We start from the raw sequence: 26664 nt of genomic DNA, 5'->3' as shown, positions 1-26664 counted from the left end.
TCGTACAAAAAATCTAACATCACTATCATCATGAAAAAAATTATTATCGCCTTAGTACTAGTCGTTTTAGGAGGAGGTCTTGTCTATATATTATCAAGTAATAAAGCTAAGAATGACCGCGAAACTGCTATCGTGGCTGAGCGCAGTGCAGAGGTAACGGTGAGAGCAGAACAAGCTAAACTACAAGTATTCGATGCTTCGTATAAAGCAAATGGAAACTTCATGCCAGAACAAGAAGTTACAATCTCAGCAGAAACACCTGGACGTATCAATAAGCTATTAGTAGACGAAGGATCTCGTGTACAGAAAGGTCAAGTATTAGCACTAGTAAATAGCGATCAGATCAATGTACAGATACAGAATGCCGAAGCAGCCTTAGCTACTGCTAAAGCTGATGCAACTAGATTTGAGAGTGCTTTTAAGACTGGAGGAGTGACTCAACAACAATTGGATCAAGTGCGTCTTATGCTAAAAAATGCAGAGGCTAACCTGAAGTCTGCCCGTATCACTGCTGGCGATGCTAATATTAAGGCTCCTATCAGTGGTATCATTAATAAGAAACACGTAGAACTAGGATCTTTCGTAGCGCCAGGTGCTCCGTTATTTGATCTAGTGAATGTAGCACAGCTTAAGTTAAGAGTGAATGTAGATGAGAGCCATGTGGCTAATCTAAAAGAAGGAGATATCATTACGGTAAAAGCAAGTGTATTGCCTAACGATACCTTCCAAGGCAAAGTGACATTCATCGCTCCTAAAGCAGACGCTGCACTAAACTATCCTGTAGATCTACTAATCGCTAACAACCAAGAAAACAAATTAAGAGCAGGTATGTATGGTTCAGCGATATTCGATGGAGAGAAAGATGCTGGTACACCTATCCTATTAGTACCGCGTAATGCATTCGTGGGGAGTGTGAGTTCTAATCAAGTGTACACTATCGCACAAGGTAAAGCAGTATCTAAGAAAGTAATAGCAGGTCGTAACTTCGGGGACTTCGTAGAAGTACTAGAAGGTCTTAAAGAAGGTGAGACTGTTATCACATCAGGACAAATCAACCTAACAGAAGGTGCTCCTGTATCAATCATTAAATAACATCCTCTAAAATCAAAGGATCGACTTATGAAAATAGCCGAAATATCAATAAAACGTCCTAGTATCATTATCGTAATGTTCATCGCATTACTGCTAGGTGGTTTATTTAGTTATAAAAATCTGAGTTACGAATTAGTTCCTAAGTTTGAAGTAAACGTAATTACAGTTGCAACAGTCTACCCAGGAGCTTCACCTGCTGAGATAGAAAACACAGTAACCAAAAAAATAGAAGATGCTGTAGCCTCGCTAGAGAACGTAAAGAAAGTAGAAGCCATGTCATTCGAGAGTTTATCTACCGTGATGATATACTTAAACTCTACTGCTGACGTAGATCTATCTCTTAACGATGCTCAGCGTAAGATCAACGCTATCCTAAAGGACTTACCTAAGGACGTAGATCCTCCTTCGCTACAGAAGTACTCACTGAGTGACTTACCTATCCTTACACTAAGTATCACGAGTGACTTAACAGAGAAAGAGCTATATGACTTATTAGATAAAAAAATACAACCTATCTTCTCTCGTGTGAATGGAGTAGCTAAGGTAGAGCTTATCGGAGGGGAAGAAAGACAGATACAGGTATTATTAGATCCTAAAAAGCTAGAAGCTTATGGACTTAGCGTACCTATGGTACAGCAGATCATCTTAGGGTCTAACTTAGACTTCCCTACTGGTAACGTAAAGTCGAATGACAAACAAACCATCATCCGCCTAGAAGGGAAATACAAGGATGTAGAAGAAATGAGAAACTTAGTTATCGCTTCTCAGGGTGGTATAGATATTCGCTTAGGTGATGTAGCTGATGTACAGGACGGTATTAAAGAGATCGAAAAGATCGCCCGTCTAAATCAGAAGTCTACTATCTTAATGCAAGTTATCAAACAGTCTGATGCCAATGCGGTGACTGTATCAGAGCTAACACATGAGACTATCACAGAAGTAGAACGCAACTACAGTGACCATAACGTTCAAATCAAAGTAGCGAATGACTCTTCAGAGTTTACACTAGAGGCAGCGAATGCTGTAATGTTTGACTTATTCTTAGCGATAGTCTTAGTGGCATTCGTGATGTTGTTCTTCTTACACAGTTTGAGAAACGCTATCATCGTGATGGTGGCTATCCCACTATCTTTGATTGCTACTTTTATTGGGATATACTTATTGGGATATACGCTAAACTTACTGAGTTTACTAGCTCTATCCTTAGTAGTAGGTATCCTAGTGGATGACGCCATCGTAGTGATAGAGAATATCCACCGACACATGGAGATGGGTAAAAACAAAGTACGTGCATCATATGATGGAGCTAAAGAGATTGGGTTCACTGTTACTGCTATTACTTTAGTAATCGTAGTTGTATTCTTACCGATCGCGATGTCATCAGGTCTAGTACCGAATATCATTAAACAGTTCTGTGTGACTGTAATTATAGCGACTATGCTATCGTTATTAGTATCATTCACTATTGTACCATGGTTATTCTCTAGATATGGACGTATCGAAGTGATTAAGCCATCTACCTTCTTTGGTAAGATTATACATGGATTCGAAAAGGGGTTAAACTCATTCACACACGGGATTTCTAACTTACTAGTGTGGTCGTTAAACTCTACTCGTAACACAATCATTGTTATTGTTATCGTAGCGATATCCTTCTTTGCATCGATCGCCTTATTACCGATGGGATATATCGGAGCAGAGTTCTTCCCTAAGACGGATAAAGGAGAATTCTTAGTACAGTTAGAACTAGATAAAGATGCGTCGTTACAACAGACAAACAAAGTAACTCAAAAGGTAGAAGACTTCTTAAGCACTAAACCAGAAATAGTAGATATGATCACTACAGTAGGTCAATCTTCTGAAGGATATGGTGGAGCACAAGCTACTAAATACAAGTCTGAGATACACGTAATCCTAACAGATAAGAAAGAACGTAAAGAGAACTCATTCGTATATGCTGCACAGCTAAAGAATGAGCTAGCACCACTCATCGCTGAGGCAAAAGTAAAGACTGTACCCGTAGGACTAATCGGAGCTGAAGAAGCACCTCTAGCCTTAACAGTAACAGGATCTACCTTAGACGATGCTATGGACTTCGCCATACAAGCGAAAGAGCTATTAGATAAAATACCAGGTACAATGGAGACAAAGCTGACTACGGAAACGGGTAGCCCTGAGATCAATGTACAGGTAAACCGTGATAAGATGGCTGCACTAGGTCTAGATATGTACACAGTAGGTATGACCATGCAAACGGCGTTCAACGGAAATACTGATGGTAAGTTTAGAGCTGGAGAATATGAGTACGACATCAATATCAGATTTCAGGAATATGCTAGAACGACGATAGATGATGTAAAAGAGATTAGCTTTAAGAATAATGTAGGTCAAGATATAAAACTAGCTCAGTTCGCAGATATTAAGTATAGTTCTGGTCCTTCTATCCTAGAGCGTAGAGATAAGAGTCCGTCTGTGACTATTAAATCTCAAACGATAGGACGTGCTCCTGGTGCGATAGCAGAAGAGTGGGTACCACAGTTCGAACAGTTAACCATAAAACCTGGGGTTAAATACTTATGGACTGGAACGATGGAGGATCAAGAAGAAGGATTTGGTACACTGGGAGTAGCCTTATTAGCTGCTATTATATTAGTGTACTTAGTAATGGTAGCGCTATATGATAGTTTCTCTAAACCATTCATCGTGATCTTCTCTGTACCGTTGTCATTCATTGGAGCATTATTAGCATTAGCGATAGCGAATATATCACTGAATATCTTCACGATATTAGGTATCATCATGTTGATCGGGCTAGTATGTAAGAATGCCATTCTACTAGTAGACTTTGCGAATCACAGAATAGATGCTGGAGATAGTGTACACGATGCATTAATCGCTGCTAACCATGCACGTCTACGCCCAATCTTAATGACGACTATCGCGATGGTGATCGGGATGGTGCCTATCGCCTTAGCAAATGGTGCAGGTGCTGAGATGAATAACGGACTAGCAGTAGTGATCATCGGAGGACTACTATCCTCTCTACTACTGACCTTAGTCATCGTGCCTATCATCTACTCTATCTTCGACAAGATAGGAAGCCGATTCTCTAAAAAAGAAAAAGTAGATTATAATGAGCTAATGACTGCTGACTATGACTACAATGAAGGCTTTATCGATGAGTTCACAGCTAAACATATAAATAAAAAATAATAGAACATTCATAACAACAAGCAGAAACCTCTGGGAGATATCATATTCTCTCAGGGGTTTTGATTTTATAGCACTTATGTATAGCTGTTTTATAGATAGAAAATAATGAAGCTATCTACTTCGTTTATTAATCTATATTAACTTCTATCTACAATCTAATTACTAATTTTAGAAAATAATTAAAACTGTAGATTCATCGTGGATACTTCATATATACAAGTCTATTCTCTAAGCGATATAACGCATCGCTATAAGAATGTTCTAACGGACAAAAGATTAGCTATACTAGATATAGGGCCTAAGCATAAGCAGTATTTTGTTATTGATAAACCGTATCAGTTTACCACCTTTGGGCTAATCTTAGTGACGGGAGGTAGATGTGAGATTACGATTAATCTAGAACCTACTATCATTAAAAAGGATGACTTACTAGTAGTGTTACCTAATCAATTCTTTGAGATCAAAAGACTAACAGAAGACTTCTCTGTAAAGACGGTATTCATTGACCCAGACTTATTCTTAGAAGCAGGGTTCCACGTCAAATCTCATAGTTTGGTTTCTTTCTTATCTTCTGAGTACCCTAAGATTATCACCTTGACTAGAGAGGTGTTTAGAGAGTTTAAGAACAATATCAAAAGACTAACTCAACTGTCTTATAACACAGATAATATCTATGCTAAACAACTCATCATACACCACTTCTCTATATTGATGTATGAACTAGGCAACTTCTACAGCAAAACTGTATTACAAAAAAGTAATACTAAACTGATGAGAAAAGAAGAGTTGGCAAAAAAATTCATTTACCTGGTATCAACTCATTTTAAGAAAGAGAGAAGTGTACAGTTCTATGCAGAATCTATGTATATCAGTAGAAAGCACCTTACAAAAATCATAGTAGAGGTGTTCCAAAAAACGCCAAAACAGATTATATCTGAAACCATAATCTTAGAGGCTAAGGTGCTCCTTAGAAACCCTAAATCATCTATCACAGATATTATTAATGAGTTGAACTTCATTGACTTGTCAGTATTCAGTAAGTTTTTTAAAACACATACTGGAATTTCTCCTACAGACTTTAAGAATAATCTATAAAGTTTATTTAGAAGCCTTTAGTATAAAAACGTCTTTTAGACAATTATTGCCGTTTAATTATCTATTATAAAATAAGTAATAATAACGATATTTGATGCATAAAATCTAAAGATAGCAAGAGTTAAGAAGATTTAACTCACTTGAAATAAAGACGCATAACAATATGACAAAAACAACTACTCACAAAACTATATACGCAAATATCACAGCTATCGGTGGGTATGTACCTGAGCAAAAAAGAACTAATGAGGACTTAGCTAAGGTAACAGACACGTCTGATGAATGGATTACAAAAAGAACAGGGATTAAAGAGAGAAGAATACTTGAGAAAGGACTAGCGACTTCTGATATGGCTGTAAGAGCCATAGAGAATTTAATCACTACATATAACAAAAACCTAACAGATATAGACGCTATCATAGTAGCTACGTCTACACCTGATATGCCTATGCCTGCTACAGCCAATATTGTATGCGAAAAGCTAGGAATAGAGAATGTATGGGGATTCGATGTCAATGCTGCCTGTTCGGGTTTTTTATATGCATTAGACCTAGGAGCCTCTCTAGTAGAAAGCCAACGTTACAAAAACGTTGTAGTCATCGGAGCAGATAAGATCAGTGCCTATGTCAATATTCAAGATCGTTCTACGAATATACTATTCGGCGACGGCGCAGGTGTAGTATGGTTAGAACCTTCTACAGAGATAGGTGTTATGGATGCGCTAATGCAGAGTAATGGCCAAGGAAAAGCATTCTTAAATATAGAGGGTGGTGGTTCATTATATCCTAATACTGATCTAGAAGAGGATGATGACAAAAAATATATCAAACAAGATGGTAAAGTAGTCTTCAAACAGGCGATACAGTCTATGAGTGATGCTTGTCTAAATGTTCTACAAAGAAATAACCTTACAGTAGAGGATGTAAACTGGCTGGTACCTCATCAGGCAAACAAAAGAATCATCGATGCTGTAGGAAAGCAAATAGAAATACAAGAAGATAAAACATTAGTCAATATCGCTAACTACGGTAATACTATTGCGGCAACTATCCCATTGTGTATCTGGGAAAATACAGATAAGATAAAAAAAGGAGATTTAGTACTTCTAACAGCATTCGGAGCAGGGTTCTCATGGGGAGCTAGCTTATTGCGTTGGTCAATATAATCGACCTTCTAAAACATAAAAAGTCCTTAAAAATAGATGACACTATTCTAAGGACTTTTTTTATAATATCTTCTTGTAATAAACTCTCGTCTCTGCGAAAGTTCATTCATCTAGTTCTAAATATACTTAGCAGGATACTCTATCCCTTTCGCATCTAAATAAGCTAAAAGCTCATTGTGCTTATTTTCTATATTAGAAATACATTCACATGAAATAGGACAAATAGCTGCAGGAGATATTTCTAAAATCTTAGCGATTTCATACAATACCTCATTCTTAAGCTTTGTTTTTCCACTTTCAATATCAGAATATGCTTTTTGCGAAATTCCTAATCTTTCAGCGACATACTCTTGTGAATAGCCTGAATTCTTTCTTATACTCTTGATTCTTTCAATATCCATAGCATTACTTTTAAAGACTGACTCCCCGTAAAACACTAATTTTACACTAATCTAGCTAACAAAAGTACCACTTTTCTGCATATAAAGTAAAACATATCAAAAATATACTTAATTTTGTAGAACAAATTTTCATAAACAACAAGCCAGTCTAGCTCAAAATGGTTAAAACTTCAATTTGAAATTCATTAATCATATAATCTAGCCTAAGAAAACTGCTTCCCCAAGCAGTTTTCTTTGTTTATAGACCTATCAATTCGTACAACTGTACAACTTTTTTTACTTCTCCTGAACATTACTGACCTTTGGTGTTCAAAAAATGTTCATTTTCAGAAAAAAGCTGTTCGATAATGAACAGTACTCTTTTCTTAAACAAACACAATTAACTAAAAAACAACATCTTACATTATTTTTAATTTATTGGCACACAAATAGAATTATACTTTACAAACAAGTAAACTATAAAACTCAATGAAAGCATTATTTATCTCAACTGCTTTATTCTTAACTGCATTAAGTGTAAATGCACAAAACACATTAAAAGGGTCTGTACAAAATACAGAAAAGGCTCCTGTGGACTTTGCAGAAATATACTTGCTAGATACAAAAGGTAACTTAATACAATCTGCCTTCACAAACGAGCAAGGGACTTTCGAGATACACGATATAGAGAACAATACATACGCATTCCAAATCCACAATTTCGGAGTAAAAGCCTATGACAAAAATATAGAGGTAAACCAGTCTGTAGACTTAGGAACTATCACGATACAACAAGATACTAAACTAGACGAGATCGTAGTAGAGTCAACTAAGAAGGTATTCGAGCGCAAAGTAGACCGTACTGTATTTAATATCGAGAACTCTGTACACGCTACGAATAACGATGCTGTAGATTTATTAAAACTAACTCCTAGTCTAAAAGTAGATAACGAGAACATCTCTATCGTAGGTAAAAGTAATGTACGTGTAATGATCAATGATAAACTAGTACAGCTAACTGGTGAACAATTATTACAATACCTAAAAAGTATTCCATCTGACAATATCAAAAAAATAGAGGTAATCACTACACCTCCTGCTAAATATGATGCTGAAGGAAATAGTGGATTAATCAACATCGTCTTAAAAGAAGCTCTTCCTGATGCGTGGAATAACCAAATCAGTGCTGGTTATAAACAATCGACTAAGAACTTATTCAGAATTAGTGATGTGTTTAGCTATAATAAAGATAAAGTATCACTAAAAGCAGGAATTACTGGTAGTAAAGGAGGTTACAATGTAGTAGAGAACTCAACAGTATACTATCCAACTGAAACTTGGAATGGAAAAAGTACGCGTTACAACAATAATGACTACTTATCGGGTAACTTCCAGATAGATTATCAAATCACTGATAAAACATCTATAGGCGCTCAATACAATGGAGGAACAGGAGATCCAAAGTTTGATGATGGTGGTCTTATAACTGTTAATAACCTTGTTAATAACCCTGTGAAATACGTCAAAACAAACGCTAAAAATGACGGAGTTAATAACACTCACTCTGCTAACATAAACTTAGTACATAAGATTGATACTCTAGGAACTAAGTATTCAATAGACGTTGATTACTTCAACTATGTGAACAACAAAGAGAGACTTTTCAACACAAATACAACAACTGTTGATAACTCTGTTAACAACATGTTCATAGCAAACTCTACGGGTAATCAAAAAATAGAAAACTTCAGTGCTAAGATAGACTTTGAACAACCCTTAAAATGGGCTAAGTTATCTTATGGAGCTAAGGCAAGTTTCGTGGTAACAAATAACAAGACAAACTTCTTTAATCTATCATCTGGTACACCTATAGAAGACTTGAAACAAAAAGACAACTTTGAATACAAAGAAAATACACAAGCATTATACATTAATGCTAGTAAAGAGTTTAATGATAAATGGACTGCTCAAGTAGGATTGAGATTGGAAACAACGCAGACTACTGGGACATCTGTGGTATATGACATCAAGAATAAAAAGAATTATGCGAAACTATTTCCTACTGTATATATAGCTTATAAAGTAAATGACGATAATACACTATCGATCAATTACAACAGACGTATCTCTAGACCAGCGTTCTGGGAGTTGAATCCTTTTAAATGGTATATCACTGAATATAGTGTAGCTGAAGGAAATCCAAAACTACAACCAGCCTTTACAGATAAAGTAGAGTTTACTTATAACTATAAAGGTAAACTAGACTTTAGTATGTCTTATTCGAATACGAAAGACGAATACTCTCAATATCCGATAGTAGATATAGCAACTAATAAAACACTTTATCTAAGAGATAATATATTAGATTATACTAGATATAATGCTGGAGTGAGTTATACATTTAATACGTTCCCTTGGTTACAATCTCAAAATGGTTTCTATGCATTCTATGCTGAATCTAAACTTAGTAAAGATGTAAAATTAGACATAAACAATGGAGGTGGTTATTACTTCACATCGAATAATACAGCTTATCTAAACTCTTCTAAGACATGGACTGCTCAAGTAGACTTCTGGTACCAACCAAGTTTAAAAGTTGGTATCTGGGAAGTAACTAAGGTCTATGCATTAAACTTAGGAATGAAATACGCTATGCTTGACAAAAAGTTAAACCTATCAATCTATGCCAATGACATCTTTAAAACTGGTTCGCAAACAGCATCTACCAATACAAACAATGTAAATCAAAAATACTATAACTACTATGACCAACGTTATTTCAATTTAGGTGTAAGTTACTCATTTGGAAACAGTAAGATTAAAGTAAGAGATCACCAAGGTGGTAACGCTGAAGAAAGAAATAGAAAATAATATAATACAACCTACTACAACTAACTAACGATGAAAAACTTATTCACATTACTTTTAACTATTCTATGTAGTCAATTCATACTAGCACAGTCTTCTATCAAGGGGACTGTGGTAGACCAATCTGACAAACCTGTGGATTATGCAGAGATACAACTATTTCGACCTAATGATACTTTTGTAAAACAGAGTTTCTCTGACGAAACAGGTCTATTCAGTATGGAGGATATTGCCAAGGGAGATTATGTACTTAAGATATTCCACTTAGGTCAATTAGTAAGTGAACAACAACTAGCAGTTCAGAGTGATGTCGATCTAAAAAATATCTCCGTAAAAAATGAGCAACAACTAGATGAAATTGTTCTGCATGCTGAAAAAAGATTAGTAGAACGAAAAGTAGATAGACTGGTGTACAATACAGCAAATAGTATCGCTTCTCAAGGAATGGATGCACTAGAAGCACTTGCTACTACTCCAATGGTCAAAGTACAAAACGACAAAATCAGCATCAGTGGTAAAAACAATGTACGTATCATGGTAGATGATAGAATGCTAGAACTACAAGGGGATGCACTAACAAACTATCTGCGTACACTGCGCTCAGATGATATTGAAAAAATAGAAGTCATAACAACTCCTTCTGCTAAATATGAAGCAAGTGGTAATGCGGGTATTATCAATATCATCTTAAAAAAGAATAAACGCATGGGAGTATATGGAACAGTAAGCTCTAACTATTCATATAACAACTATAACTCTGGAGGTAGTAATGGTAGCTTAAATTATCAAAATAAGAAGTGGAGCGTAATGCTTAAAGGGAATATCAATAATAGCAAAAATTCTAATACCAATGATAATACTTATCAAGATGATAAAAGGTATTTAGGCAACAACTCTTTAAACGAATCTTCTTATAAAAATAGAGGAGCGAGTATCACTACGAACTATCAACTAACAGACAATGCTGTCATAGGAGGTTCTTACAATTATACTAAATTCTCTGGGGATCCTAGAGCATTTACAACTTCTACTTATAAAAGCTATCCTTTTACAGCAACTGACTCTATTATTAATTCAGTAAACCGATCTTATACTAAAAATAACTATCATACAGCTAATCTATTCTTTGATCAGAAACTAGATACATTAGGGAGTAAAATAGCGATAGGTGCTAATTATTTCTCTAATTCACCAGACCAATCATTTGATATCAAAGAATTCGATAATAGCTCTGTACTTAGAAGATATAATACCTATACTAATACGCTTAAGTATAGTGTATATAGTCTTAATGCGGATTTAACTTATCACTTGCCTTGGGCAGAAATAGAGTTTGGAGCAAAGTATACTACTTATGACAATAAAGCTCAAGTAACTTATTTTAATATCAAGAATGGCAATGCTACATTAGATCCTCTAAAGAGTAATCGATTTAACTACACTGAAGATAACTATGCTGCATACCTAAGTTTCACTAAAAAGCTAACGGAGAAGTGGAGTGTAAAAGGTGGAATGCGCTATGAGCAAACAGAGGCAAAAGGTCATCAACTAGATAATGACGAGAAGTTCACGAAGTCTTATGGTAAGTGGTTCCCTACAGCATATGTATCATTCACGCCTAATGAGACACACTCATTTAGTTTTAACTACTCTAAGCGTATTAATAGACCATACTCTAATGTCTTAAATCCGTTTAAGTATTATTCTAACAGCTATACATATCATCAAGGTAATCCAGAACTTAATCCTTCTTATACAAACAACTATGAATTAAGTTACGTATATAATGGTGCATTATCTGTTAATCTTAATTACTATCATATGACTGATCAGTTTGATTATATGAATAAGTACGTAGACGGTGTATTTATGAGCTCAACATACAATATGCTTAACAGTGATAACTATGGTGTGGATATCTCTTATAACAATGCGATAACAGCTTGGTGGGAGACAAATTCAGGATTAGAATACATAATTTCATCTCCGTATTACAGAAATGAAGCAGCAACACAAGTAGGGCTAAAAGGGAACTTATTTGATTACTATTCACAGAACACATTCTCTGTGAATAATGCAAAGACCTTAAAACTATTACTTAACTGGTATCACCAAATACCACATAAAGAAGACAATACAAGATACAGCTCATATAGCTCACTCTCATTTGGAGCTAAACTAGCTTTACTAGACAAAAAACTGAATATTAATATGACAATGCAGGACATCTTCAATACTGGTAAGAGCAATGGTACTTCTTATTACAAAGACAATGTACAGTCTTTCAAGAACTCTTGGAACTCTCGTAGATTCAGTATAAGTGCGTCCTATACATTCGGCAACTCTAAGAACAAAAAAGCAATAAAAGAAGCAAATTTCGAAGATAAAAACAGAAGTAATTAAGTGAATTGAGTTAGTTAGAACAATTATTACTTAGAGGGGCTGTCTCATTCTATAATGAGACAGCCCCTTGTCTTACATAAAATCTCAAAAATAAATCAGTTATAGTTCAGCATTTCTACCTACTATCTCATTATTCGTTTTAAGTTGTTTTAGGTTATCTAATGTAATAAAAGCTATCTGAGTCAGCGCTTCATCTGTAAAGAAAGCCTGGTGAGCAGTTACTAATACATTTGGGAATGAAGTTAATAATTGTAAACGTTCATCCTCTAATATTGTTCCTGATAAGTCTCTAAAGAATACCTTCTCTTCTTGCTCGTATACATCTATTCCCAAAGCACCTATTTTCTTTGCTCTAAGCCCTTGTATAATAGCGTGTGTATCGATCAGTTTACCTCTACTCGTATTAATCAACATTACTCCATCTTTCATTTTACTAATCGTATCTTCATTAATCAGATGCATCGTATCTGGTGTAAGCGGACAGTGTAGTGAAATAATATCAGACTTCGTAAATAGCTCTTCTAACTCTACATAACGAATCCCTTCAGCCTCTAATTGTTCATTTTTATAAATATCATAAGCTAAAACTTCAGTACCTAAAGCTTTCATCATACGACAAAAAACCGCACCTATATTACCTGTTCCTATAATTCCGACTGTCTTTTTATAGATATTAGTTCCTAACAATCCATTTAAAGAGAAGTTCTGTTCTCTAACGCGATTATATGCCTTGTGAATCTTTCTATTAATAGTAAATAGCATAGCTAATGTATGCTCTGCTACTGCTTCTGGAGAATATGCAGGTACACGACAAACTCGTATATTATGTTTATGAGCAGCATCCAAGTCTACGTTATTAAACCCTGCACAACGAAGAGCAATATACTTAACATCTTTCTTAGCTAGATTACTAATCACCTCAGAGTCTACTTTATCATTTACGAATACACATACTACATCAGTGCCTTCTGTAATCACATTCACCGTTTGTTCATCCAAACCTGTTTCAAAGTATTCTAATTCAAAGCCAAATTGTTTATTCTCCTTATCAAAGAATATTACATCATAAGGTTGCGTAGAAAAAAAAGCAATCTTCATATCTTACTATTTTTAATATTATTATTTCTGTCTATATGAGGCAAGGTGTTTGCCTTGTTTCACTTATTAAAGTTACTGATAAAAAACCATTATACCACATAACGCGACTTCTTTTACCCAATAAACGTAGGGTTAGAAGCAATCCTTTGAATAACAATTTTATATATCTTCATTTATCTTCAAAATCTTATGAGGTAAACTAAGAAAAAAAGGACACTACAAAAACATAAAACTAAACAAATCAACTCATTACAAAAAAGACTATTTATTATAGTCTATAAATCGTCTTAACCCGCTCTAATTAATAATATTTTCCCCTAAATACGTAGCACTTACAATAATTTTTCATTATTTTGTGAACTTTCTTGAACGTAAATAAACAAGCCTTTTTCACGAATAAAATGATTGCAAAAATTCAACTTAAATTAAATAATGACGTATTGCTTACAGTCATCAAAATGGTTAAGCATACAGATGACTATATTGTAGAGAATGTCACAGACGCATTACTAATAAGCATCAAAGAAGATTTAATCAATAAGTTAGAAGATAAAGCAAAGACAATACAGAAGCAAGTTTCTATTCTTGATCATAATAAAAAGCATTCATTAGTATTGAAATACCATGAAGCGTACTCTATGTATAAGCTTCTAGAAGCTGTTCACGAAAAAGAATTATTCAGTGATAACCTACATATCAAAAAGATAAAAAGACTTATCTCTGAACTGCATAATAAACTAGACATCTTCGCTAAAGAAGAAGATATCACTATCATAGACGAAGACTTAGTAGAAGATAATTCTATAGAGATTACAGAGCCTAAGCCAGAGAGAATCTTAGTACTAGAAGGTACAGAAGACACACATACAGTAGATCCTAATCAAGTAGAGATACCTATCCTATTTGATATGACAGATGCTTTTAGTGATCATGAAGAAGAAATAGATACTCCGAATGAAGAAGTATCTCATGAGGTAGTATCTACTATGCCTAATACGTTAGAAGAGTTATTCACTCCTTCTGTAGAGGAAGAAGTAATCCTAGATAACGAACTTCCTTTAGACCATAGCTCTTATCAAGAGAAAGAAATAGATGTGACAGAAGAAACAATAGTTCCTACTGAGGAACCTAATATAACTACTGAAACATTCCCTACTCAAGAAACGATCTACAGCATAGAGGAAGACTTATTCATGACGAGTATACCAGAAAGTCAACCGAAGTTAGATTGGGAGAGAATTACTACAGAAGACCCTGTACCACCTTCAGAGAAAAAGAATACAGCAGAACAAGTAACCTTCAGTGACCCTAAGTACAATGAGTTATTTAATATTGCTAAAACTGGTATAAATGTAGATGAACAAGATCTTATCAATCACGAACCTATCATCTCATCACAGCCAGAACAAGGAATGAATACACTACTTACTGAAAAAGAAGACATCCCATATAGCCAAGATGTTATGCAAATAGAGATATTTGATGTAGAAATGATCGAGGTTGAACCTAGTGAACAAAAAGAAAAGAAAGAGAAGAAAAAAGAAAAGAAAATAGTCAAAGCTGAACAAGACGGACAGATTAGCCTATTCTAACGATACAGCCACTCAAAAAAAGAGTGGCTTTTTTAATATAAAAAAAGCAAGACCTCATATTCTGAAGTCTTGCTGTAAATATCTAAAGTCAATAAGCACGTTTAGTTTAATGCCTTATCTACTTCTTGTTTAAAATTAGTATTGTGATTACGTTGATCGAATCTATTAGCATAATCATAAGCCGTATCCTTAAAGTAAGTATATAAATCAGATAACTTATACACTCCTGACTCTTGATAATAAGGCAATAGTGGAGATAAGCTTAATGTTACTTCACCTTCTCCTTGCATCAACGGAGCCATTGCTTTAGCAAAGTTATAGATATGTATATCTTCAGCACCTAACTGCCACTCACAGATACGAGAGAAGAAGCTCCACATCTCAGGATGCTTTGTTTTTGCCATATAAGACACTAACTCTCCCATAGAGTATCCTACAGAACTATCGTATTGATCATGCGCGTGATATTCTTCTAATGCTTTATCGAAGTAGATAGAAGCTCTATCATCACCTGCATCATATAACTTATTAGCAAAACTACAAAAGGTTTGGAAAGGCATTGAATAACACGTCAACTTCTTATTGATCAGATCTTGTGCCTTTACTAATGACTCATCTATATGACCTAGATCTAATAAAGTCTCTACTTTAGTATCTAACTCACAAGCAGGACAGTTAGCCATATCGTCTAAGATCTCTTCATCAGCCAAGCGAATATACTCTTTTGCTAACTTATAATCTCTTAGATGCAATGCATATCCAGTCATTACATTATAATATGCTCTATCACTATATCCATTCTTTTTAAGACGTCTTCTTAGGTCATCTCCTATTTCTTTAATCTGTTCTAAAGAAATAGAAGCATTGCGGTAAGCAGAACAGAACATCCACTTATACTCCCATAAGAACTCTGACTCGTCGAAGTAATCCTCATTAGAATCACTCGCATTAAGTATCCATGCAAAAGCAGGAAAACTCTCCTCACACTTAGAGGTATTTCTCTCTTTTTGAATCAAGGTTAATCTTAAATCAAATCCCCAATCTAAATCATTGTGTTTATCTGCAAGAGCAATAGCCTCTTTTAATGCCTTTACTTTATCACTAAAACTAGGTAACTCTTCTACCTTTAATAAGATCTTCTGTATTTCTAGATTATAATTCATAATTATCCTTTTATTCCATTCGTCAATTTTAATTCTCTATATTCCTTAGAACAAAAATCTGAGCCATTACGCGAGTCAAACTGTAGCCCTAATCTAGTCGCTATACCATCATAATACCCGTATAACTGTATCAAATCATACTTCCCACTAGGCTCATAATATGACAACCTCGGAGAAAGGTCTAACTCTTTCACTCCTCCTTGAGCACAAATCAAAGCAGCATGTCTACTCAACATAAACTGCAAGTCGTCTTCTGCATCTATCTCCCAATCAGCAATACGCTCAAAGGTAGACCACATCATCTGATCATTCAATAAAAACATAGCGTACATCAGACGTGTCATACTATATAACATAGAGCTATTTACTTCCCTTAATGTTTCAAAAGAAGCCTTTGCTTTCTCTAAATAAATAGATGCTCTGACATCTTCTTCTTTTGCCATACAATAAGCCATAGCACAATAAGTCTCAAAAGGCAAAGCAAAATCACTTAACTTCTTTAACTCCACCTGCTCCATTAGCACAATAGCCTCATCGAATCTGCTCATTAAAACCAAATTCTCTATGCGATAATCATACTCCATTATCTCTATATTCTCATCATCATAAGGCTCTTGCATCGCTAGTTTAATATACTCTTCACCTTTTGCATAGTCACCTATATTCTGAACATACTCCGCCATAGTGAAGTAATATCCTCTTTTGCTAATATGGTTGCGCTCTAATCTTGCATACAGATCATCCGCTACTGCTAGAATCTGTTCTGTAGACAGTGATGCATTACTATATGCAGAGCACAGCATCCATTCATATTCTAACAAGAACTCTGACTCGTGAAAACGCTCAGGGTATCGATCACAGACATCTAGAATCCAAGCAAAAGCCAACACACTTTCTGTACATCCAGAAGTAGCACGTTCTTCGTGTATTAAGCTATAACGCAAATCTACTCCCCAGTCCAAATCATTGTGCTTATCTGCAATCTGAATACCTTGACGAATGAAACTTAAACACAGTTCCTGATCGTCTATATTCTCATCAATAGCTAATAACAATTTCTGTATTTCTAACCGATACATACTTAAAATTTAGGTAAGAAATTAGACATTCCTAAGATCATAAACTGATATAGAGCATCGTTGAAGGTATCCATTTCTCTTTTATTAATAGTGTACCCTCCTAGCATAAGAGCTTGTACATAAAGCACATTAATTAAAGCCTCGAACAACTCATCATCATCGATAAGCATTACTTTCTCTACCAACTCACTTTGTTGATTAAAACACAGTGTCGGCATTACTTCCTCTTTCTTTTTAAAATGCTGTAAAGTACTCGCAAAAGGATTAGACGTCTGAGACAAACTCTGAATATTTTTAGAAGTCAGGGCATCCTCATTAGCAATGTAAATCGCTGTCGTATCTTTTGGCTCAAATCTCTTTACCTCTGCTCTACAGAAATGTCTCTTTAATATTTTATTTGCTTTATCTATAAAGTTCTCTATACGTTGACTATCTTCTATTGCATCTTCGAATTCCTCTAGAATATCATTAGGTGCGATACGTTCTAGCTTTAACTCTGCATGAGAGCGTTTAAGCTTTTCTATTAGATCCGTTTCATAGCTATACGCTGCATTAATCACTAACTTATTCTGAGAGCCTGCAATACGACGTATTTGTCTATAATCATCTAGAGATGGAGTATAGTATATATTCTTATAGGTTTCTTTAATCTCTCCGAAAGCCATCATTCCCTGATTTGTCTCAAAAGGGAGGTAGTCTTCGAACATGGTCATAATCTCGTTATCAGATGCCGCCAATGCCTTAATAAACATATGGTGAATACTAATAATCTTCTCTAAAATCTCAGGATTAGTAATAGAAAGTGTCTTTAAGTAATCTTTAAAACACTCACTCAACTCCTTTTTAGACTCTTGTAAGACCGCATTATTCATTAATGACTCTCTAGAAGCCGTAGGTTGTAACGCATTCGAATTAAAAATACAACGCACAAAAGAAGTCCACTCAGGCAACAGATTAGTAGCCTGATCACATAGATACATCTTTTTCAGAAATATTTTATGTTCTTTAGTAGCTGTAGTATTCACCTTATTCGGGATAATATAAGCTACTCCTTGTATCTCACCAGCTTCAGAATATAGTCTAAACACGTCTAAGAACTTCGTCTTAAACACTTCCTTACCATAATCTAATAACTGTTCTTTTGAACTTTCATTATCTAACCAAACAGGATTACCATCTAAGCATTGTTCTACCTCACCTTTTTCGATTAGGTTCACTTCTATAGGTAATGCACTACCATAAAACAGCACATTCTGTTTCACCTCATCACGCTTAAACAGACTACGCCAAGCTTTCTTAGCATCTAAGATTACCTTAGTACCTACTTCATCTAATAGAGGGATCATTTCTACTTCATACGTACCGTCAGCTTTACCTGTCCATCTTACAGACTCGTCTTTATATAGCGAACGAGATTCTACGACAATAGCCTCACTCACAACTAAACATGACAACAACCCAATACCAAACTTACCGATTAAGTCTTTATCAGCTAGTTCTCCACGCTTAGAGCTTTGTCCGATAACAGATAAGAACTGATGCACATCATCTTGTGTAAGTCCTACTCCATTATCTTGAAAGATTAAACGATCTCCTTCAAAGGTGATATTGATCTTTCCTTTAAAGCTTTCATCGATGCCTTTTCGGACTGTCACCGCATCCATACCATTCTGTAGAAGTTCTCTGACGAATACTGTTGGAGAGCTATATATATGCTCTGACAACAGTTCTATCATTCCCTTCATATTCACTTGAAACTGAAATTGTTTCTGATTTTCCATTATCTTCTTCTTTTACGAGGACCTCCTACTATCTTCTGTGCATCTTCATTGCCATTCTCTGCAGCCTGTTGATACCATTCCATAGCAGAATCATCACTCTGAGGAACACCCTCTCCTTTTAAATAACAGTTAGCCAACTCGTACTGTGCCATATCAAAACCTGCTTCAGCAGCCTGAATCAAATAACTCACACCATATTCAGGATCTTTCTCTGCACCATCACCTTTCACTAACATTAACCCTACATAACTAGCAGCATCCATATTACCTCTATCAGCCACTTGCTTTAAGTAATGGAATGCTTCTACTAGATCTCTCTCAGTACCATTGCCATAGAAATAACATAATCCTAGACGGAATATAGCAGAATCATACTGTCTATCAGCAGCCAATTTATAATAGTGGAATGCCTTAACTTCATCTACCTCTACTCCTAATCCGAATTGGTAACAAATACCAAGTCCTTCAGAGATATAGTTTCTCTCTTCTGCTGCGATATAGTATTCAAAAGCTTTATCATACTCCTTCTCTTCACCATATCCATATAGATAATAATCTCCTAATGACAACATCCCTAGAGGAGAACCACTCTCTACTGATTTTTCAAACCACTCTTTACCTAGTTCTACATTTGTTTCTGCTAGATATCCATAAGAGTAATAAACTCCTACTTTATACTGTGCATAGTTAAACCCTGCCTCTGCACCAACTATCATATATTCAAAAGCCTTTTCATAATCAGGCTCTCCACCGTTAATACCTTCTTCATAGAACAAAGCGATATCAACATTAGCGTCTACAAAACCTAACTCTAATGCTTTAGAAAATAACTCAAATGATTTCTCTTGGTTCTCTTCACCTCCAGTACCATATCTATAACAGCGAGCTAAATGATATACACCCTCAGCCATATCTTGTTCTGCAGCTAACTCGAAGTGAGCTCTTGCTTTAGCATAATCAGGTTCTCCTACGCTACCTTCTTCATAGATAAACCCTAGACGAATAGCCGCATAAGTATACCCTTCATTCAGCGCATCCTCATATAAGCGAGCTGCATCAGCGACATCCTGTTCTATACCTTCTCCTCTCTCTAATAGCATTGCTAACTCTACCTTACAGTAATTAGAATTAAAGTATTCTATCCCTCTTTGGTAGTAGCTAACTGCTTTCTCTAGATTAGGTTCTCCAGCATACCCAAAACGGTGATAACGACCCGCTAATTCTAATCCTGATAAGTTATTTCGCTCAGCTGCTAACTCGAATAGATATAACGCCTTTTCATAATCTGCCTCTTCTTCAAAATCAGCATTCTGATACGCTAGTCCTAATCGATAAGGAGCATAATCATTACCTGCTGCCATAGCTTGCTCTAACATTGCTTTTCCTCCTTCTACATCGCGCTCTACCTCTTCGAAGTCTAATAAAACAAAACCTTTTTCAGACATTGCTCTATCGTATTTATACTCAACTCCTCTATCTAAGAACTCCATTCCTTTAGCGATATCTTTAAAGTCTTCATTATACAAGTAGATAATAGCTAGCTCTAGTGTAGCCTCACTAGAATAGTAAGCAATAGATTTCTTGAACATTTCAATACCTGCCTCTTGCTTAGCTTCTAGTCCTTCAGTTCTAGGGTAGAAGTAAGAATACCCTAGTACATATCCTGCATGTGTGATACCATAGTCATAAGCATCTGCTAGTAACTCTCTACCTTGCTCTTCTGTATAGCCTAATTCTTCAAAACGACCATTACAAGCCATCATTCCTAACAAGTACTTACAGTAAGCACTATTATTCGCAATACCATCTTTTAAAGCAGCTTCAGCACTAACGTTATCATCTTCTCTTAGATAGTAATCAGCTAAGATATAAAGCCCTCTTTTCTTCACATTGATTAGTTCAGAGAACTTCTCTACCACAGCTTTACCTTCTTCTCCTGAAGCACAACCTCTAAACTCAATGTTTAACAAAAACAGATTAGCGATATTTGCTCTCTCTCCATCTACAGCAGTTTTTAGAATTGTTACTGCTCCCTCTTCATCTTTCTCATACCCTTGTGTACCATAATACATAGCATATCCTACATAACATTTACACAAGTCATCTCCTAATTCCACACCTTTCTTTAGATAGCCTACAGCTCTTTCTTCATCTCTAAATCCGTATCTAGAGTTAATGAATAATTCATATTGATACGCATAAGCATGTTTATATCCTCTATCTATAAATATGTCATTCAATGCCTTCACATCTGTAAACCAGTCTGCATAATCCTCATCACTAAGGCTCATACTACTATGAATACAGTTAGAGTCCTCATTCAGCTGATCATACAGCTTCTCCAGCACCTCATTATTCTTCCCTATTTGTTCAGCCAGCATACAGATCGCATGCGCTTTATACCACTCATGTGGATTGCTGTAATCATTCTTATTTAAAAACTCTTCAGCATGTGCTGTAATAGACACACTGTCATTTGCAAATTCTCTAACGTAATTTAAATATTCCATAATAAACTGTTTCATAACTACCTTGTAAACAAGCTGATTTTTTTAGTTCTTTTTCATTTTATAGCAAATGTAGGAAAATGGCAATTAATACATGGAATAGTAAATTCCTAAATCACACACATACCACCCTCAAACAGTTAATTAAAATACTACCAATATTTCAAAAAAACATGCTTTTTACTTAAAAATAACAGAAAAAAAAGAAATAAAGACTCTTTCATAAAAATACTCACAATAAGTAGAAGAAGTTAGTTGTAAAGTACACATACCGCAACTTTAAAACAGCTTACCTACGGGCTATCAAAAAGTTACAACACTAATTAAATCAACAAATAAGTAAATAAATCAAATAAAAGAATATTCAAAAAACGTTCGATAAGCTTTCGAACTAACAATTTCCTTCTAAAGAGGAAGGCAAATAAATTATAATTTTAAATAACTATTATTTACTCTTGACGAAGAGACAAGAGAGGCTAACAAGCCTAACACAATAATAGATACTAATACAACGAAGATATTTACCCAGTTAAAAGCAACTGGATAAGCAAGTCCTTCTCGGATAGAAATAAACCCAAAAGCAACTTGCAATGACACCACAATAGCTCCTAATACCAAACCTATCACACTCCCTAACACACAGATAATTAATCCTTGGAATAAAAATATCTTGCGCAAGTCGCTCACAGGCACACCTATTTGGTTCAGCGTTTTAATATTAGGCTGTTTTTCAAGAATGATCATAATCATAGACCCTACTAGTGTAAACAGAGCCATAATCACCACCAATACGAATATCAGATAAACAACTAGATTCTCCATATTCAACATACGGTACAACCCATCGTTTAGCTGTGTTTTATTTTTTACGATATACTCTTCACCGAGTACCTCCTTAATCTTCTGAATAGCTTTACCTTCAGATACTCCCTCAGCGATAGCTAGCTCTAGATTAGTCACCTCAGTAGTAGGTATATTCAGTAGTGCACGTGCATTATCTATATCGACGAACACATACTTATTATCTAGATCATCGTTACCTAGTACATACACACCTGTAGGGTTTAAATGTCTCTTTATAAAAGCATCTTCAGGATTTTCGATAGTTCCTTTGCCAGGTTTTAACGCCAGCGCTTCAAAGGCATTCTCTGTATCGAACAGCCCCATAGATAATAGGTGAGACATCCCCACTCCCACTACTGCATCATCCGTATCAGGTTCTAGCCAACTTCCGTACTCTACCTTTTCGTCAAAGTCAGTCACATTAACGAAGTCCGAGTCAATCCCTTTAATCATAGAGACTGCCTGCTTATCCTTAAACGAAAACAACAAGCGATCCTCTACTACCTTAGCTACACCCTTAAAATAACCTGACTCTTCTAAATCCAGAATCTGTCTGTCCTCGACTACAAAGCTTTTACCCTTTGGGGTAAAAACTTTTAAATCTGGATCTAAATCATCAACGAAAGAAAGACTATACGCTTTTAACCCACTGAATACCGATAACACGATAAACATAGCCATAGCACTCACCACAATACCTACAGAAGATATTGTCGTAATAACATTAATTGCCTTGCTCTTACTTTTACTAAAGGCATAACGTTTCGCTATGTATAGGGAAAACTTCAATCTATTTTTTCTTTCTCTTTTCTAATAAGTCAGGATTAGCGATAGGGTTTTCATCACCCGTAAGCGCTTTGTCGATTTGATCGATATACTCTAAGCTATCATCCACGTAGAACAGTAAGTCTGGCACCTTTCTCATTTGGTGTTTTACTCGCTGTGCTAATTCGTGTTTAATTAGCGGAGCATTAGATTTTATCCCTTTTAGTAGCTCTTCACCTTTATCGATAGGGAAGATACTTAAGTACACTCTCGCTACTGATAAATCACTTGTTATATTCACTTTAGAAACCGAAATAACTAAGTTAGTTATCCCGTTCTTACGCACCTCACCTTGCAAGATATCCACGATATCTTTTTGCAATAAGGCTCCCATCTTCTTTTGTCTATTAGTTTCCATGATGCAAAAATACAATTTTTTGAATAGCAAACTTTTTTATCTTTGTTTATATAACCCAAAACACTAAGAAATGCGAAAAATAGAACACATCGGAATAGCTGTAAAAGACTTAGAAGCCTCTAATGCCTTATTCGAAAAACTATTCGGTGCTCCAGCTTATAAGGAAGAAGCTGTAGAAAGCGAAGGAGTAAAAACATCTTTCTTTATGAATGGCCCTAATAAAATAGAACTATTAGAAGCAACTAACCCTGATAGCCCTATCGCCAAATTCTTAGAAAAAAAAGGAGAAGGCATCCATCATATCGCTTTTGATGTAGAAGATATAGAAGCTGAGATGAAAAGATTAGCAGCAGAAGGATTCACATTATTAAACGAAATTCCTAAAAAAGGAGCTGATAATAAATTAGTTGCCTTTTTACACCCAAAAACAACCAATGGGGTGCTTATAGAATTATGTCAAGAAATTAAATAATTTCTTTTAAAACTCTTGCATGAACCAATAAAAAACCATAATATTGCACCCGTTAAACACGTTTTAACTGGTCCTATAACTCAGCTGGTTAGAGTAGCTGACTCATAATCAGCAAGTCCCTGGTTCGAGCCCAGGTGGGACCACCAAGATTACACATACAATACATAGGTCTTTAAGACCTACTGGTCCTATAACTCAGCTGGTTAGAGTAGCTGACTCATAATCAGCAAGTCCCTGGTTCGAGCCCAGGTGGGACCACAAAAGAACCCCCTCATTACCTTGGTAGTGAGGGGTTTGTTTTTTAAGAATATTTCACTCCTAATTTATCCTGATAAGTTTATCCCACATTCTTCTTAGAACTTCATAAACACTACCAATTTGTCTATGCTTTATTTTATTTAAGCATATTATTTTAAGTTCTTTATCAGTTGAGATAATCAAGTGCTCTTTATTTACATACAAATCTCTAATTTCAGCTAACAAATTTAAATTCACCTCACTAACTATGGTTTCTTTAGAGATATTAATTATCACTATGGTTTTACCTTTTCCTAGAACAATCGTATTGTCATCTAAAGTTACTAAGCAACTTAAGTTATATTCAGACTTGTACTTTATTATATCTATTTCCCACAGTTTACTAAGTTCATCTTTCTCTAAAGAATAGTATTCTAGTACAGATGGAAATGAAACAGCGAATTCATTCTCTCGAAAACTAAAACCGCTTGATGTATTATTCCAATCTTTGAAGAAAGTATGAATAAATGAGACTTCTAAACCATCACTAATTTTATATAGATTATAATATGTTTCTTGGTCATGATAAGAACTCAAATTTTACAGAATCAATTTAATAACTACTTGTGTTTTGTTGTGAAATAAATTAAAGGTTTAGTCCAATTACTACCATTGAAACAAGGAAAACACATCACTATTACCAATGTTAACGCGGTTAACAGTAGTCTTTAAACTGTAAAATATGGATAACTAAAATTGTAATTTTTCCCATCATATTCAATATTAATTGGCGGATTTATATCTATACCTTGTAGATAGTCCTCAATTTTGGAAGTAGTAACAACACAATATTTTGAATTGTACATGTAAAAAGTAGGCGTATTAATAAAAAAAGCTCCTACAACATTGTAATCTGCAATTTCAAGGGTTGGATTGTTGTATATTTTTTTAAAATGAGATTCTACAATTTTAATATTTTTTGCTATCCATAGAATTTTTTTTTCAAGCTGATTTTCATATTTTATAAAATTTGTATAATCACTACGATAACCAACACCCTCGTAACGAGCTTTATTATATTTAGAATCCGCAATGACTATTTCTTGTTTTTTTTCATTAATTATGATAAAATCAATTTCACCACAAGAGCTATTATCGATATTGATATTATTTGGAGTCGAAGTTTTGAGACTTTTTACATTTCTTGCAAATTTCAAATTGTTGTGTAAAAGTGATTGTTGAAATTTGTCTTCCAAAACCTTATCATGCTCATTCCCTTTGTAATTTATAAATTTTTGCATGCCTGGATTTTGCATCCAATTGTCGGGTAAAGTATTCCATTGGATTGCATTTGAAGCTAAAACATATATGCTTTCTGCAAGTTTATTTTTGCTAACAAATGCTCTTTGTCGTCCTTCAATATTATAAACCAAAATAGGCCTAAACAGATAACGTTGAGCAGAATACGGTTTTAATACACAATCAATAATTGACATTTTATTATTTTTAGTTATACTCAATCCATCGTAAAATTGATTAGCAATTACCATATCTATACCGGAATATCTATTTAAATTAATTGGTAATACATATGGCTCTATTGTTTGAAAAATTGAAGAACTATGATGTTTTTGAACCTCGAAAATTACTCCACAAGCAAAATCATAATCAGTATTATAATTCTTGTTTATAGCTTCAATTAATTCAGTTATTAAAGCATCTTCTGATATAGCATTTTCATAATCTTTATATGAATTAGTAAATAAATGTGTATATAATTTACCAAAATTATTTTTCCATTCAATAATCAGATCACTTCCATCAAAGCTTATTAATTTTGCGTCTCCAAGCATTTTTTGATAGGCAATGTGATCAGCGATAGAATATAACCAAGTACCTAAATAAAAAAGTCTTTGGATAATATCTTGAAATATAATAAGATTAATAAAGGTTCCTTTCGGTTTACTAAACAGAACTTTATCACAACCTTGTTCAAGAATTAATTTAAGTATACGACGATATCGAGAAAAATCGGCTTCGTTTAAGTGTTCATTTAAATCAAAGCCGTTTCTTGAATCTATCAAAAGTTCTAAAGATTCTTCATGTAGAAAAAAACAATATTTATAAAATGATAGTTTATTTATAGGAACTATTATTTTAGTAAACTCACTTAAAAAATAATTAAAACAGTCGTTTAGAATTTCTTCGACTATTGCCTTATCAGAAAATGTTTTTCGACCATATTTAGTTGCAATTAAATTTGACATAGCTTGCCAATAGTTCTCTTGTAATCCTTCGTGCTCATACGTTAAAATACTACGGTTATTTATGTTTTTTACTGCCATTTTATCAAGATTATTACTAACATTTTATGACTTAACATCAGTGAATAAAATTAAACCGTTAAGTTTCAATTTAGCGACACAGTAAGAAAAAGCCAATTAATTGAATGAATTTAAGAAAAAAATCAATACAATTGGCATTTGTAAGTTA

General features: G+C 34.7%; 18 protein-coding genes and 2 tRNA genes. 10 read left to right on the top strand and 10 right to left on the bottom strand.

Annotated features, from left to right (window positions below):
• The first annotated feature begins 30 nt into the window (after positions 1 to 30).
• From MPR_RS02320 to MPR_RS02305, 4 genes are all read left to right on the top strand, one after another.
• Complete coding sequence (locus MPR_RS02320; RefSeq protein WP_041888796.1) at positions 31 to 1092, top strand: efflux RND transporter periplasmic adaptor subunit; 1062 nt, start codon at positions 31 to 33, stop codon at positions 1090 to 1092.
• 27 nt (positions 1093 to 1119) lie between these two features.
• On the top strand, positions 1120 to 4305 hold the full coding sequence (locus tag MPR_RS02315) for an efflux RND transporter permease subunit (protein WP_041888794.1): 3186 nt from the start codon (positions 1120 to 1122) through the stop codon (positions 4303 to 4305).
• 198 nt (positions 4306 to 4503) lie between these two features.
• Positions 4504 to 5400: a helix-turn-helix domain-containing protein gene (locus MPR_RS02310; protein WP_041888792.1), complete on the top strand. Its 897-nt coding sequence runs from the start codon at positions 4504 to 4506 to the stop codon at positions 5398 to 5400.
• 163 nt (positions 5401 to 5563) lie between these two features.
• Positions 5564 to 6565 (top strand): beta-ketoacyl-ACP synthase III, encoded by a 1002-nt coding sequence (locus MPR_RS02305; protein WP_041888791.1) that lies wholly within the window; start codon positions 5564 to 5566, stop codon positions 6563 to 6565.
• A gap of 116 nt (positions 6566 to 6681) precedes the next feature.
• On the opposite strand, the gene MPR_RS02300 is transcribed toward MPR_RS02305, so the two are convergent.
• Positions 6682 to 6966, bottom strand: coding sequence for a helix-turn-helix domain-containing protein (locus MPR_RS02300; protein ID WP_006262765.1), 285 nt, complete (start codon positions 6964 to 6966; stop codon positions 6682 to 6684).
• A gap of 468 nt (positions 6967 to 7434) precedes the next feature.
• Between MPR_RS02300 and MPR_RS02295 the strand changes: the two genes are divergently transcribed.
• Together MPR_RS02295 and MPR_RS02290 are read left to right on the top strand one after the other, a co-directional pair.
• A complete protein-coding gene (locus tag MPR_RS02295) occupies positions 7435 to 9816 on the top strand; it encodes an outer membrane beta-barrel family protein (protein ID WP_041888790.1) in 2382 nt (793 codons plus the stop codon).
• Between the two features lie 30 nt (positions 9817 to 9846).
• The gene (locus MPR_RS02290) at positions 9847 to 12216 is read left to right on the top strand and encodes a TonB-dependent receptor domain-containing protein (protein ID WP_041888788.1); all 2370 of its coding nucleotides are present in this window, start codon (positions 9847 to 9849) and stop codon (positions 12214 to 12216) included.
• Positions 12217 to 12315: 99 nt separating this feature from the next.
• Here the strand turns inward: MPR_RS02290 and MPR_RS02285 are convergent, their stop codons facing one another.
• Positions 12316 to 13314, bottom strand: a complete 999-nt coding sequence (locus tag MPR_RS02285) for a 2-hydroxyacid dehydrogenase (RefSeq protein ID WP_041888786.1) — start codon at positions 13312 to 13314, stop codon at positions 12316 to 12318.
• Between the two features lie 401 nt (positions 13315 to 13715).
• Here MPR_RS02285 and MPR_RS02280 point away from each other — a divergent pair, with 401 nt between their 5' ends.
• On the top strand, positions 13716 to 14906 hold the full coding sequence (locus tag MPR_RS02280; RefSeq protein WP_041895117.1) for a hypothetical protein: 1191 nt from the start codon (positions 13716 to 13718) through the stop codon (positions 14904 to 14906).
• A gap of 101 nt (positions 14907 to 15007) precedes the next feature.
• Here the strand turns inward: MPR_RS02280 and MPR_RS02275 are convergent, their stop codons facing one another.
• The 6 genes from MPR_RS02275 to rbfA form a co-directional block, all read right to left on the bottom strand.
• Complete coding sequence (locus MPR_RS02275; RefSeq protein WP_041888784.1) at positions 15008 to 16069, bottom strand: hypothetical protein; 1062 nt, start codon at positions 16067 to 16069, stop codon at positions 15008 to 15010.
• Positions 16070 to 16071: 2 nt separating this feature from the next.
• On the bottom strand, positions 16072 to 17148 hold the full coding sequence (locus tag MPR_RS02270) for a hypothetical protein (RefSeq protein ID WP_041888782.1): 1077 nt from the start codon (positions 17146 to 17148) through the stop codon (positions 16072 to 16074).
• 2 nt (positions 17149 to 17150) lie between these two features.
• Positions 17151 to 18929 (bottom strand): HSP90 family protein, encoded by a 1779-nt coding sequence (locus MPR_RS02265; RefSeq protein WP_041888780.1) that lies wholly within the window; start codon positions 18927 to 18929, stop codon positions 17151 to 17153.
• Positions 18929 to 21454 (bottom strand): tetratricopeptide repeat protein, encoded by a 2526-nt coding sequence (locus MPR_RS02260; RefSeq protein ID WP_235280509.1) that lies wholly within the window; start codon positions 21452 to 21454, stop codon positions 18929 to 18931. The genes MPR_RS02265 and MPR_RS02260 overlap by 1 nt, the downstream gene beginning before the upstream one ends.
• Positions 21455 to 21862: 408 nt before the next feature.
• Complete coding sequence (locus MPR_RS02255) at positions 21863 to 23068, bottom strand: ABC transporter permease (protein ID WP_041888776.1); 1206 nt, start codon at positions 23066 to 23068, stop codon at positions 21863 to 21865.
• Between the two features lies 1 nt (position 23069).
• Entirely contained in the window at positions 23070 to 23462 is a 393-nt protein-coding gene (rbfA, locus tag MPR_RS02250; RefSeq protein WP_006257441.1) for a 30S ribosome-binding factor RbfA, read from the bottom strand.
• Positions 23463 to 23532: 70 nt separating this feature from the next.
• Here rbfA and mce point away from each other — a divergent pair, with 70 nt between their 5' ends.
• From mce to MPR_RS02235, 3 genes are all read left to right on the top strand, one after another.
• Entirely contained in the window at positions 23533 to 23934 is a 402-nt protein-coding gene (gene mce / locus MPR_RS02245) for a methylmalonyl-CoA epimerase (RefSeq protein WP_006257444.1), read from the top strand.
• A gap of 69 nt (positions 23935 to 24003) precedes the next feature.
• A tRNA-Ile gene (locus MPR_RS02240) sits at positions 24004 to 24080 on the top strand.
• A 38-nt stretch (positions 24081 to 24118) separates the two neighbouring features.
• Positions 24119 to 24192, top strand: a tRNA-Ile gene (locus tag MPR_RS02235).
• Positions 24193 to 24252: 60 nt separating this feature from the next.
• Here MPR_RS02235 and MPR_RS02230 read toward each other — a convergent pair.
• Both MPR_RS02230 and MPR_RS02225 read right to left on the bottom strand, forming a co-directional pair.
• On the bottom strand, positions 24253 to 24768 hold the full coding sequence (locus MPR_RS02230) for a hypothetical protein (RefSeq protein ID WP_041888775.1): 516 nt from the start codon (positions 24766 to 24768) through the stop codon (positions 24253 to 24255).
• Positions 24769 to 24899: 131 nt separating this feature from the next.
• The gene (locus MPR_RS02225) at positions 24900 to 26516 is read right to left on the bottom strand and encodes a hypothetical protein (protein ID WP_041888774.1); all 1617 of its coding nucleotides are present in this window, start codon (positions 26514 to 26516) and stop codon (positions 24900 to 24902) included.
• Positions 26517 to 26664: the final 148 nt, after the last annotated feature.

Source organism: Myroides profundi, assembly GCF_000833025.1.
In the GTDB taxonomy this organism is placed as follows: Bacteria; Bacteroidota; Bacteroidia; order Flavobacteriales; family Flavobacteriaceae; genus Flavobacterium; species Flavobacterium profundi_A.
Note: the sequence above shows the minus strand (reverse complement) of the source record. Positions and strands in the feature narration are given on the sequence as shown.

Excerpts from the sequence above, each read along its gene's own strand:
- MPR_RS02320 (WP_041888796.1), top strand. The coding sequence starts at position 31 with ATGAAAAAAATTATTATCGCCTTAGTACTAGTCGTTTTAGGAGGAGGT.
- MPR_RS02315 (WP_041888794.1), top strand. The coding sequence starts at position 1,120 with ATGAAAATAGCCGAAATATCAATAAAACGTCCTAGTATCATTATCGTA.
- MPR_RS02305 (WP_041888791.1), top strand. The coding sequence starts at position 5,564 with ATGACAAAAACAACTACTCACAAAACTATATACGCAAATATCACAGCT.
- MPR_RS02300 (WP_006262765.1), bottom strand. The coding sequence starts at position 6,966 with ATGGATATTGAAAGAATCAAGAGTATAAGAAAGAATTCAGGCTATTCA.
- MPR_RS02295 (WP_041888790.1), top strand. The coding sequence starts at position 7,435 with ATGAAAGCATTATTTATCTCAACTGCTTTATTCTTAACTGCATTAAGT.
- MPR_RS02290 (WP_041888788.1), top strand. The coding sequence starts at position 9,847 with ATGAAAAACTTATTCACATTACTTTTAACTATTCTATGTAGTCAATTC.
- MPR_RS02285 (WP_041888786.1), bottom strand. The coding sequence starts at position 13,314 with ATGAAGATTGCTTTTTTTTCTACGCAACCTTATGATGTAATATTCTTT.
- MPR_RS02280 (WP_041895117.1), top strand. The coding sequence starts at position 13,716 with ATGATTGCAAAAATTCAACTTAAATTAAATAATGACGTATTGCTTACA.
- MPR_RS02275 (WP_041888784.1), bottom strand. The coding sequence starts at position 16,069 with ATGAATTATAATCTAGAAATACAGAAGATCTTATTAAAGGTAGAAGAG.
- MPR_RS02270 (WP_041888782.1), bottom strand. The coding sequence starts at position 17,148 with ATGTATCGGTTAGAAATACAGAAATTGTTATTAGCTATTGATGAGAAT.
- MPR_RS02265 (WP_041888780.1), bottom strand. The coding sequence starts at position 18,929 with ATGGAAAATCAGAAACAATTTCAGTTTCAAGTGAATATGAAGGGAATG.
- MPR_RS02260 (WP_235280509.1), bottom strand. The coding sequence starts at position 21,454 with ATGAAACAGTTTATTATGGAATATTTAAATTACGTTAGAGAATTTGCA.
- rbfA (WP_006257441.1), bottom strand. The coding sequence starts at position 23,462 with ATGGAAACTAATAGACAAAAGAAGATGGGAGCCTTATTGCAAAAAGAT.
- mce (WP_006257444.1), top strand. The coding sequence starts at position 23,533 with ATGCGAAAAATAGAACACATCGGAATAGCTGTAAAAGACTTAGAAGCC.
- MPR_RS02225 (WP_041888774.1), bottom strand. The coding sequence starts at position 26,516 with ATGGCAGTAAAAAACATAAATAACCGTAGTATTTTAACGTATGAGCAC.